The 11,998-nt window shown below is 50.5% G+C and carries 7 protein-coding genes and 1 pseudogene; 4 read left to right on the forward strand and 4 right to left on the reverse strand.

The features are described 5' to 3' along the window. The first annotated feature begins 206 nt into the window (after positions 1 to 206). The 3 genes and pseudogenes from GBK04_RS21170 (at position 207) to GBK04_RS21180 (ending at position 5,945) form a co-directional block, all read left to right on the forward strand. Positions 207 to 1,292, forward strand: a complete 1,086-nt coding sequence (locus GBK04_RS21170; RefSeq protein ID WP_152763135.1) for an efflux RND transporter periplasmic adaptor subunit — start codon at positions 207 to 209, stop codon at positions 1,290 to 1,292. A gap of 27 nt (positions 1,293 to 1,319) precedes the next feature. Beyond that, positions 1,320 to 4,501: pseudogene (locus GBK04_RS21175) on the forward strand (efflux RND transporter permease subunit). Positions 4,502 to 4,511: 10 nt separating this feature from the next. Beyond that, complete coding sequence (locus tag GBK04_RS21180) at positions 4,512 to 5,945, forward strand: TolC family protein (RefSeq protein WP_152763137.1); 1,434 nt, start codon at positions 4,512 to 4,514, stop codon at positions 5,943 to 5,945. 155 nt (positions 5,946 to 6,100) lie between these two features. Here GBK04_RS21180 and tnpA read toward each other — a convergent pair whose 3' ends face one another. Together tnpA and GBK04_RS21190 are read right to left on the reverse strand one after the other, a co-directional pair. Next, the gene (gene tnpA / locus GBK04_RS21185; RefSeq protein WP_152763139.1) at positions 6,101 to 6,574 is read right to left on the reverse strand and encodes an IS200/IS605 family transposase; all 474 of its coding nucleotides are present in this window, start codon (positions 6,572 to 6,574) and stop codon (positions 6,101 to 6,103) included. Positions 6,575 to 6,946: 372 nt separating this feature from the next. Next, positions 6,947 to 9,922 (reverse strand): serine hydrolase domain-containing protein, encoded by a 2,976-nt coding sequence (locus GBK04_RS21190; RefSeq protein ID WP_152763141.1) that lies wholly within the window; start codon positions 9,920 to 9,922, stop codon positions 6,947 to 6,949. A gap of 213 nt (positions 9,923 to 10,135) precedes the next feature. Here GBK04_RS21190 and GBK04_RS21195 point away from each other — a divergent pair, with 213 nt between their 5' ends. After that, the gene (locus GBK04_RS21195) at positions 10,136 to 11,569 is read left to right on the forward strand and encodes an autotransporter outer membrane beta-barrel domain-containing protein (RefSeq protein ID WP_152763143.1); all 1,434 of its coding nucleotides are present in this window, start codon (positions 10,136 to 10,138) and stop codon (positions 11,567 to 11,569) included. Here GBK04_RS21195 and GBK04_RS21200 read toward each other — a convergent pair. Further along, complete coding sequence (locus GBK04_RS21200; protein WP_373331188.1) at positions 11,532 to 11,765, reverse strand: type II toxin-antitoxin system HicA family toxin; 234 nt, start codon at positions 11,763 to 11,765, stop codon at positions 11,532 to 11,534. The two genes, GBK04_RS21195 and GBK04_RS21200, sit on opposite strands and share 38 nt — an antisense overlap. Next, the gene (locus GBK04_RS21205) at positions 11,765 to 11,980 is read right to left on the reverse strand and encodes a type II toxin-antitoxin system HicB family antitoxin (RefSeq protein ID WP_152763145.1); all 216 of its coding nucleotides are present in this window, start codon (positions 11,978 to 11,980) and stop codon (positions 11,765 to 11,767) included. The genes GBK04_RS21200 and GBK04_RS21205 overlap by 1 nt, the downstream gene beginning before the upstream one ends. Positions 11,981 to 11,998: the final 18 nt, after the last annotated feature.

Below are 11,998 nucleotides of genomic sequence, written 5' to 3' on the forward strand. Positions count from 1 at the left end.
AATATTTGGCAATAGTGTAGCTCTTATTTTGTACTATTAAAATATAGGTCAATGAATTTTAACCCTATTTTAATCTGCTTTTAACTTGTGGTTAAGGCGCGCAGTGATACTTGCGCCGTATTCTTTAAATCCTATTCCACGTAGGGAGTTCAGGGGTACAAAATCAACTCTTCTAAAATTTTATATACGACAACCGTCATTCAAACATGAAAAGAACACTCTTATTCGTAAGCCTGTGCGCCTTGTTTTTCCAAACAGGCTGTGACTCGAAAGGCGAAGAAAAGAAGGAAGAAGAAACAGAGTTTCTGATTACCAGCCCAGTCGTCAAAGACACCCTAATCACCAAAGAGTACGTTTGCCAGATCCATGCCATCAGCCACATTGAGCTGAGGGCTCTTGAAAAAGGCTACCTGCAGAAAATTTACGTGGATGAAGGACAGCACATCAAGCAGGGGCAACTTATGTTCCAGATCATGCCCATGCTGTACCAGGCCGAACAGCAGAAAGCTAAAGCGGAGGCGAATTTTGCCGAAATTGAATATAATAACACGAAGTCACTCGCCGACAGCAACATCGTGTCGAAAAATGAACTGGCGATGGCTAAGGCCAAACTGGAAAAGGCCAAGGCGGAACTGTCGCTGGCCAATGTGCACCTGGGATTCACCGAAATCCGGGCACCTTTCAGTGGTATCATGGATCACTTCCAGGTACGGCTAGGGAGCCTGGTCGACGAAGGGGAATTGCTGACCACCATGTCAGATAACAGCAAGATGTGGGTCTATTTTAACGTGCCCGAGGCGGAGTACCTGGACTATAAGTCCAGCGCCAGTCAGGACAATATGAAGCAGGTGAATCTGCTGATGGCCAACAATCAGAAGTTTCCTTACACGGGTAAAGTAGAAACCATCGAAGCCGATTTTAACAACGAAACGGGTAACATCGCTTTCCGGGCTACCTTCCCCAACCCGAACGGACTGCTGCGGCACGGCGAAACGGGTAACGTGCTGGTGACGGTACCTTATACAAACGCGCTGCTCATTCCACAGAAAGCCACCTTTGAAGTACTGGAGAAGAAATACGTATACGTGGTGGATAAGGACAATACGATCAAGTCGCGTGAAATAACCATCTCCGCGGAGTTGCCGCACATTTTTGTGGTTCAGTCAGGACTCAACAAAGACGATAAGATCTTGCTCGAAGGCTTGCGGCTGGTACACGAAAACGAAAAGATACACCCAAAATTTGTGCAACCTACCAAGATGCTGTCTCAGTTGGAATTGTACGCGGAATAATTCAACTCTCCCAAAAAGCAAGATATTATGTTTAGTTCCTTCCTACGCCGGCCTGTATTTGCTATTGTCATATCGGTCGTAATCATTTTCGTGGGTGGCTTGGCTATCAGAAGCTTACCCATCTCCCAGTTCCCTGACATTGCACCCACTACGGTCAATATATTTATCGCCTACCCCGGCTCCAGCGCCGACGTACTGGTCAAATCCACGCTGATTACCCTAGAACAGGCTATCAACGGGGTGCAGGACATGCGGTACATCGCCACGGATGCCACCAGTGCGGGTGAGGCTACCCTCCGGATTATTTTTGAACCCGGCACCGACCCCAACGACGCGGTGATCCGGGTCAAGACCCGGGTAGACCAGGTCATGCCGCTTCTGCCCGAACTGGTTCAGCGCGAAGGGGTAATCATCACGCCCATCCAGCCCAGTATGTTGATGTACGTCAACCTCTATTCAAAGGATAAAAGCATCGATGAAAAATTCCTGTTCAACTATGCCACCGTCAATATGATTCCGGAAATAAACCGGACCCGGGGCGTAGCCAGGAGCCAGATATTGGGTAGCCGCCGGTACGCCATGCGGGTTTGGCTCAATCCCGACCGGATGAGGGCCTATAACATCTCGGTCGAGGATGTTAATGAGGCTTTGGCCGAGCAGAGTGTAGTAGGGCGTCCGGGCCGGATCGGTCAGAGTTCGGGTATATCGGCCCAATCGCTGGAATATGTACTTACCTACAAGGGTAGGTATAATAAGCCGGAAGAATATGAGAATATCATTATCCGGGCCAACGCAGAAGGTGAAAGCATTCACTTGAAAGATATAGCTACCGTAGAACTTGGAAGTGAATTCTTCGATATTTATTCCAACCTCGACGGTCATCCTTCGGCGGCTATTGTATTGAAGCAGAACTATGGTACCAATGCCAATGATGTAATTGCGGATGTCAAGGCCAAGCTGGAGGTCATGAAAAAATCCTTTCCTCCGGGAGTGGACTATAAAATCAGCTACGATGTATCTCAATTTCTGGATACGTCCATTGAGCAGGTACTTGATACATTGCGTGACGCCTTCATACTGGTGGCCCTGGTAGTATTCATATTCCTCGGTGACTGGCGATCTACCGTGATTCCGATCCTCGCGGTTCCTGTATCGCTGGTGGGTGCGTTTTTTGTCATGCAGTTTTTTGGCCTTTCCATCAACCTGATTACGTTATTCGCACTGGTACTTTCAATCGGTATCGTGGTAGATAATGCCATTGTGGTAGTGGAGGGGGTGCATGCCAAGATGGAGGAAAAAAACCTCTCTCCGTACAGGGCTACCATGGAGGTACTTCGCGAACTCGGTGGGGCGATCATCGCCATCACCCTGGTTATGACGGCGGTATTTGTTCCCCTGGTGTTTATGTCGGGTCCGGTGGGGGTTTTCTACCGACAGTTTTCCATTACCATGGCCAGTTCCATTGTTATTTCGGCCGTGGTGGCTCTCACCCTTACGCCCGTACTGTGCGCCATGCTATTGAAAAACAATCATGGAAAGCCAGTAAAGAAAAACCTGCTGTCCAAATCGCTCGATAGCTTCAACCGGGGATTTGAAAAGCTTACCGGCAAATACGTCGGCTTGTTAAGACGAATAGTCAACCGACGCGTGGTTACGTTCGGTATTTTAGCAGCATTCTGCGCGGGTATATTCTATGAGAATACCATCCTGCCTGCGGGTTTTATTCCGAACGAAGACCAGGGTACCATCTACGCCATTATCCAGACCCCCCCGGTTCTACCCTGGAAAGAACCAACGAGGTTTCGCAACGGCTTCAGAAAATTTGTGAGGAAATCGATGGTGTCGAAGGCGTATCTTCTTTGGCCGGTTACGAGATTATGACGGAAGGGCGGGGATCCAACGCGGGTACCTGTTTGATCAACCTGAAACCCTGGTCGGAGCGCAAGGAGAATGTCAAGGAAATCATGGAAGAGCTAGAGGAAAAATCGAGAAACCTTGGCGCCGTTGTCGAATTTTTCGAACCACCAGCTATTCCGGGCTTTGGTACATCGGGCGGTTTTTCCATGCGTCTGCTGGATAAGAACACGGATACGGACTACCAGGAATTCGATAAAATCAATAAGGAGTTCATGGAAAATTTGAGCAAGCGCAAAGAACTCACGGGCTTGTTTACCTTTTTCGCCGCAAATTACCCGCAATACGAGCTGGAGATCGACAATAATCTGGCCATGCAGAAAGGCGTGTCGATCGGAAAAGCAATGGAGAACCTCAACATCATGATTGGTAGTACCTACGAACAGGGGTTCATTAAGTTCAATCAGTTCTTCAAAGTGTATGTACAGTCCGATCCTGCCTTCAGAAGGCTTCCCTCCGATGTATTGAAGCTTTTCGTCAAAAACGATGCGGGAGAAATGGTACCTTACTCGTCGTTCATGAAACTCAAGAAAGGCCAGGGACCCAATGAGATCACCCGCTTCAACCTGTACAATTCGGCCGCCATTCAGGGGCTTCCGGCGAAGGGCTTCACCACGGCTGATGCCATTCAAGCCATCCGGGAAGTGGCCGCCTCGACCCTGCCCAAAGGGTACGACATCGCTTTTGAGGGCCTTTCCTATGACGAATCGATCCGGGGTAATGAGTCGCTTTATGTGTTCCTGATTGTGTTGGCATTCGTGTACTTTGTGTTGGCGGCTCAGTACGAAAGTTTCATCATTCCTTTGGCCGTAATTTTCTCACTTCCGGTCGGGGTATTTGGTTCCTTTATGCTGTTAAAAGCCATGGGACTCGAAAACAATATCTACGCCCAGATTGGGCTTATCATGTTGGTTGGTCTATTGGGTAAAAATGCCGTACTGATCGTGGAGTTTGCGGTGCAGAAGCGCCACCAGGGAGCCACGATTATGGAGGCTGCCATCGAAGGAGCCAGGGTACGTTTCCGACCTATCCTCATGACCTCGTTCGCCTTCGTGGCGGGTTTGATTCCCTTGATCATTGCTACGGGAGCTGGTGCCATTGGCAACCGAACCATTGGCGCTTCCGCCCTGGGTGGTATGTTGTTCGGTACCGTCTTTGGCGTAATTATCATTCCGGGCTTATACTACATATTCGCGCATTTGGCCGATGGCCGGAATATGATCAAAGGGGAAGAAGACGAACCGTTGAGCGAATCCATGGTCCATCAGGTGGACGCCTTCTCTATAACAGAATAAAGTACCAATCATGACGAAACAACTCATATATAAATGCACGGTCGTAGCGGCCGTCGCACTATTCGTGTCGGCCTGTAAAACGCCCGCTTTGCTGACCAAAGAAGTCAATAAGGAAGTGCCGGCGAGCTATAACGGCTCGCTGGACTCCACCAACTCGGGACAACTTAGCTGGCGGACCTATTTCACCGATCCCTACCTGACGGCCCTAATCGATACCGCGTTAACGGGTAACCAGGAATTGAATATCACCCTGCAGGAAATTGCCATTTCTCAAAATGAAGTACTGGAAAGAGCCGGGGAATACAGGCCATTCGTAGGCCTGCGCGGCGGGGCGAGTGTGGAAAAAGCCGCCCGCTACACCCATCCCGGCTCTACCGAAGCTACCACGGATATCAAGCCGGGCCTGGAAACACCTGATCCGCTGCCCGATTTTGTGGTAGACCTATACGCCCGCTGGGAAGTGGATATCTGGCACAAGTTGCGTAATGCCAAAAAAGCGGCTGCTCTAAGGTACCTGTCTTCCCGTGAAGGCCGGAATTTTACGACGACCAACATCGTCGCCGAAATCGCCTCTTCTTATTACGAATTGCTGTCGCTCGACACGCAATTGGCCATTTTGCAAAATAATATCGGGATACAGAATAACGCGCTGAAAATCGTGCGGATGCAGAAAGAAGCCGCGAAGGTGACTGAACTGGCCGTACAGCGATTCCAGGCGCAGGTACTCAATACACAAAGCTTACAGTATGGCATTCAACAGCGGATTACGGAGACTGAAAACAAAATCAACTTCTTACTGGGCCGCTATCCGCAACACGTAGCCCGCAGCAGCGACAATTTCGAGACGCTGGTACCTGAGGTAGTGAGGGCGGGCCTACCCATCCAGCTGCTGTCGAACCGTCCTGATATCCGGCAGGCCGAACTGGAACTTACTGCCGCTAAAATCGACGTAGAAGTAGCCCGGGCCAATTTTTATCCTTCATTGGGACTGTCCGCCGACCTGGGTATCCGGGCGTTTAATCCCGTATATCTGGCCAGGCTACCCGAATCACTGCTGGCGGCTTTGATAGGCGATTTGGCCGGACCGTTGGTCAACAAGAATGCCATAAAAGCCCAGTATTACAGTGCCAATGCCCGGCAGATTCAGGCCATTTACAGCTATGAGCGTACCGTACTGAATGCTTACATCGAAGTGATCAATCAGCTTTCGAACATTGGCAATCTGCAAAACACGTACGATTTGAAATCTCAGGAAGTACAGGCGCTTACGCAGTCGATCACGATTTCCAACAACCTGTTCAGTTCGGCCCGTGCCGACTACATGGAGGTACTGCTCACGCAACGCGATGCCCTGGAGTCACGCTTCGACCTAATCGAAACCAAATTGCAGCAAATGAACGCCACGGTCAATGTGTACCGGGCGTTGGGTGGTGGCTGGAATTAAATAGCACACCTCTTCCCGTACCTCCGCCGAATCGGGATCTATTCCCGATCCGGCGGAGGTTTTTGCTTGCATAGAAGTATGGAAAACTGCCCTAGGGTACCCTCGACGCGGAATGGCTGACCTGAAAAAAATTAGCTACTCGGGATAAGCGGAATTCATTCCGCGTGTTCGTACCACTCGAAGGTATATTTTTCGTCAAATTCGATTTCGTTCTTTTGGAGCAAGGCCAGGTACTCATCCCGGAAGCTACGCTGTCGATGATGTTCGGCCTGATTGATAATGTAGTGATATACCGTATCCTTTTGTGAATGACTCACAGTAAATATTCCATACCCTTCCTGCCAGGCGAAATTGCGGGCGATGCCCTGCTCTTTGATGAAAATTGTGGAATTGGTTTTGATATCCCGCACCAGATCAGCCGCCAAAGTTGTCGGGTTTATGCTGATTAAAATATGAATATGATCCGGTCTGCAATAGATGGCCAACACCTTTGCCTTACGGTTTTGAACGATGCCCGTTATATAGCGTTGTACCTGCTCGCGGTGCGTTTCCCGAATGACATTTGCCCTGCCTTTTACTGCAAACACGACGTGAATGTACATTTGAGAAAAGGTATCAGGTTTGGGCATGGATTTGAAGGAATTTAAATATATAAAGCAGAAGTTTTAGTCTGAATTTTCAATGAAATACAAAGTTCTCAATCCGTACACTAACCATTTCGAAATGCCGGTAGATATGCGCCCCGGAGGGGCCAACCGTTAATAGAAAAACGTTTTCTGTGCGGATTTTCACCCCGTGAGGGGTCGACTGTCAATATAAGAACAGTTCCTGTGCAGATGCACTCCCCACGCGGTCAGCCCCTCCGGGGCGCATGGCGTTGGGTTTCGTATTTTTGCTATTAACGGGCGACGCCTCCGGCGTGTATTGTTGGACTGTGCCTATGGTGCTATTAACGGTTGGCCCCTCCGGGGCACATGCCGTTGGGTTTACATACTATATATCTACATCCCCGTTTTTCCTCGCCCCAGCCCCTCATACACCGCATCCATAATCGATGTGCGGATATTCAGCGTATACAGCTTCGTGTTCTCCCGCGTGGGGTACACCCGATTGGAGAGGAATACAAAATCCAGGTTGTACACCGGGTCCATCCAGACCATGATGCCCGTGTAGCCCGTGTGGCCGAAACTGGCCGGGCTGGCGTAGTGCGGGGCGTTGCCGGTATACTGGAAACTGGGCTTATCGAAAGCGATGCCCCGGCGGCTACCCAACTCGGGAAACTGGTAGCGGGTAAACTCGAACATAGCGTCGCGACTGATGTATTGCTTGCCACCGTAGTACCCATTTTGAAGGTACATCTGCATGATCTTCATCAGGTCGTTGGCGTTGCCGAACAGGCCGGCGTGGCCACTGAGGCCGCCCAACATGGCCGCACCTTCGTCATGTACCTGTCCATGCAGTAGCGTTTGGCGAAAAAAGGTATCCCGCTCGGTGGGAACGATCTCATCCAATTTGTAAAATCTTTTGGGATTGAAAGTGAGCGAATTGGCACCGATGGGCTTGTAGTAATTATCTTTCAGGTAATCCTCGAAATTCGTACCCGTCAGGTTCTTGACTACTTCGGGATAGAGGATAAAAGACAGATCGCTGTATACATAACCTTCCTCGGGATTCAGCGGCGAATCCCGGATGGATTTGTAAATCACGTCCTTGTAGTTTTTATGGATAAAAAGGCTGTCGCCCACGACGGAGGTAGGGTACTTGTCCGATTTTGTGGTGCTGAATGTATTTTTCTTCCAGGTACCATCGGGATTCTGCGCTTCACGCCAGAACTGTATCCACGATTTCAAGCGGGCGCTGTGGGTGAGTACCTTGCGCCAGGGAAGGTCGGCTTTGTTCGACTTTTTGAGGAAAGGTAGGTAGTCTTTCATCGTGGCGTCGAGATCGAACTTACCCTGATCGTACAAGCTCAGCAACGCCAGCGTGGAGGCCGTTACTTTGGTAACGGAAGCGAAGTCATACAGGTCGTTGATTTTTACTTGTTCCGCCCCTTCGTAGGTATGTTTGCCGTAGGCTTTCCGGAAAAACACTTTGCCGTCTTTGGCCAACTGTACCACGCAACCGGGCGTGGCTTTCTGGGCGATCGCGTAATTGGCGATGGAGTCAATCTTGTAGGTAATCCACTTGGAATCCAGGCCTACTTCCTCGGGAATGGTATATTTCAGACGTTTCAGGCTCGGGGTACTTTGACCCGCGCCGTAGGGAAACTGCGCGTTGACCGTCACGGGGAGTCGTCCCTCGGCGGGAATGGCCCCGAAAATCAACTGCGCCGATAAATCCTCCGTATAGGGCGTGAGTTGGTAAGCCATCACAATAGCCTTGGCCCGCTCGGGCTGTGCGATTTTGTTCAGGACGTAAGGATTACCAAAGAGCGTCACGGCGGCTTTTCCCGTGGCAAGAAGTTTTTCCAGCACAGCCGTCATTTCGGGTGTCATGCCAAAGTTCAGGCGGGGCGAAATACTGTACTGATGTACCCCCACGAGTAATAAATCGTACTCTTGGATCTTGGCGTCCAACGCGGCCAGTTGTGAGGCACTGGGGCTGCGGGGAAGGCTGTACGAATCGACGGTCGTATACAGATTCAGCGTCTTCTGGAAAGTCGTAATGGAGTCAGCCCCCAGCGAAATAGCCGCGATTTTCGGGCTATCCAGGCGACGGAGGGGGAATAGGTTGCCGTCGTTTTTCAACACCGTCAGGGCTTTTTCGGTCAGCAGGCGGTTGGTCAGGTCGGCGGCGGCAGGATTCAGGTCTTCGTACAGATTTTCCAGTTCGACGGATTCGAAATGATTCAACCCAGCCCAGGCTTTGGCTTGTAGTACCTTATAACAGCGGGCGTTGATATCGGCCTGCGTAAGGGTACCCTCGGCAATGGATTTCTTAATTTCGGCGATAGCCTTGGGTACATCCTCGGTAAATTCCAGCAAATCCATGCCCGCTTCTAGACCCATGGCGTCGGCCTTGCCCTCGGAGAAGTACTTGGTTACGCCCTTCATGTTCATGGCGTCGGAGTAGATAAGCCCCTTGAAGCCCAGCTCATCCTGCAACAGTTTGGTCACGATGGGTTTCGATAGGGTAGAGGGTAGGTTAGGCGTACTGTCCAGTGCCGGAATGCTCAGGTGGGCAATCATGGTACCCGCCAATCCGTGATCGATCAGTTCTTTGAAAGGGTACAACTCCAGCGAATCCAGCTGGGTGAGTGTTTTGGGAATCAGGGGTAGGTCGTAGTGCGAGTCGGTACCCGTGTCCCCGTGGCCGGGGAAGTGCTTGGCGCTCGTGAGCAGACCGTTGTACTGCATTCCTTTCATGTAGGCTAATGCTTTCTCCGCTACGCGGTACTTATTTTCCCCGAACGAACGGAAGTTAATGACCGGGTTGTTGGGATTATTATTGACATCAGCCACGGGTGCGAAGTTGACGTGTACACCCAATCGTTTCATCTGCCGCGCCAACTGGGCACCCATATCGAAAATCAAATCGTCGTGCCCCTGGATCGCGCCTAGTGTCATCTGGTAGGGGTACCTTACGGTACTGTCGATGCGCATGGCGAGGCCCCACTCCGCGTCCATCGCCACCAGCAGGGGTACCTTCGAGATGGATTGGTAATAATTGGTCAGCCGCGCCTGCGGCATCGGCCCGCCCTGAAAAAATACTACACCCCCGACTTTGTTTTCCTGAATCAGCTTCGTCACATAAGCCGGATTGCTGCGGACCGTGTCGATCAACGATCGTTTGGTATCAGACGTAGCGGCCACCATGATGAGCTGCGCAATGCGCTCGTCAGGCGTCAGGCTCTTGAACACCGAATCGACCCAGGCCTGCTGCACGGCATTTAGGCGCAGGAATTCGGGTTGGGTTTGGGCGTGGGTGGTTTTAATAACAAGAATTGAAAAGGACAGCAGCAGTAGGGTTTTTCTCATGTCGTTGAAAGCCGATAATTGTTTTGCCAAAGTTTGGAAATAAGCGGGAGGATTGCAACGACAGGGCTGGCGTGGTAACTCTATTTTGAGCAGGGTTCTATTTGTTATCGGTTCTACACTAGGTACCTGCATTTACAAAAGATATTACGTATAATTGTTAAAAATCTACTTGGGCTAACACTGAAAATCAAACGCTATATCTAAACACCTACTATGTTTTCTACACGCTACTTGTTGGGGCTGCCCTGCTCCCTATTGTTACTGTTTTCTTCCGCTTTGCTAGCCCAAAACACGGTCGTCACCTCTTCGGAACCCATTGCCGGAAACGGATCAAAAAACGTGCTGATTGGCCCCGATAACATCTACTCAGCCACGTTCCGGGGTTCTTACAACGTATTTTCGGGCTACCAGGCTGGACAAAGCAATACGACTGGCGCTGAAAATGTCTTTACGGGCAGCTACTCCGGAAACAACAACTCGATCGGCTCTCACAACGTCTTCACAGGTACCTACGCCGGCTACTCCAATACGACCGGCTATGCCAACGTGTTCACGGGATATGAAGCAGGGAAATTCAACGCGACCGGTCATACCAACGTGTTTACGGGAGTTGAAGCAGGGAAAGCCAATACAGACGGCCGCGGTAACGTCTTCATAGGAGCCTACGCGGGAGGCTACAACACGACTGGCCTCAATAACGTCTTTACTGGCTTAGTGGCCGGGAGGGTAAATACGACCGGACGCGAAAATGTCTTTCTGGGCGGCTTCACAGGCTATTCCAATACAACCGGCATTGGCAACTTATTCACGGGCTTTCAAGCCGGGTTTAGCAACACGACCGGCGGCAGTAACGTCTTTACTGGCTTTCAAGCTGGGCTTAACAACAAGACAGGCAGCTTCAACACCTACCTTGGAATCTACGCCGACGCGACGGGGGCTAACAAAGACGCTCTGCAACGTGCCACTGCTTTAGGCAATAATGCCTTGGTGGGCATCAACGACGGCCTCGTACTCGGCGACACTATTCATGTCAAAGTTGGCATCGGCACGGCCTACCCCAACGAGCGCTTCACCCTTCGAGGAAACATGAACTTCGTGGCCTACGATAACTCGATGATGCTCAAAAATCAACCCTTCCTGCACTTTAATGAGCATGAGAGTCTGGCCCTCGGCCTGGGAGCAGAAATTCCCATTGGTACGGAAAAAACGCTGGTGCTGGGGAGTGACGAAATGACTGTGCAAATTCCCAGCCTCCTAGGGACCTACCTGCCCCACGCCGGGCAGTACCTCACCGTCAACAAGCAAGGCAAATTGATCCTGGCACAGCCGCGCGTGCAGGTAGCGAGCGTGGCCGATTGGTCGGATAAGGTATTTGAAGAAGACTACGCGCTGCGGCCTTTGGGCGAAGTGGAGGATTTTGTGAAAAAGAATAAGCACCTGCCGGGGGTACCTTCGGCGGAGAAAATGGTGGCGGAGGGTATGGAAGCCACGGCTTTCAATGCCAAGCTGTTAGAGAAAATCGAGGAGTTGACGCTGTACGTGGTGGCGTTGGAGAAGAAGAATGAAGAAGTGAAGATTCTGAGGGAAGAGGTGGCGGAGCTACGTTCACTCATTCAGCGATCAAAGTCTCAAACTCCTCCAAAGTGATTTTGAGGTCTTCCCGGATGATTTTATGCAGCAAGCCTTTTGGAAGATCGTCGTTTTTGTGAACGAGAACAGTTGTGACACGACCATCCCGATGCTTCATGCGGTGGTGGGAACCTTTAACCCTCACTACTTCAAAACCATTCTTTTGAAGTAGTCGGAGAAAATCTTTTCCGGAAATGGTGGGTAGCCTACCCACTAGGTTACTTCGAGTTCAAGTTCCCTGAAACCGACAAATTGATTGTACGACTCTATGGACTGTTCTTCCAGGCAAAGCTCGATTACCTCTTTGATATTAATCATAGCCTCTTCAACCGTTTTTCCATACGAGTGGCAGCCTTCGAAAGTGGGACACGAAGCGATGAAGATATTGTCTTCGTCCTGTTCGAGAACGATGGGAAAGTGAAGTTTCATTGCTCAGGGTGAATGTTT

This window comes from Salmonirosea aquatica, from assembly GCF_009296315.1.
Lineage (GTDB): Bacteria > Bacteroidota > Bacteroidia > Cytophagales > Spirosomataceae > Salmonirosea > Salmonirosea aquatica.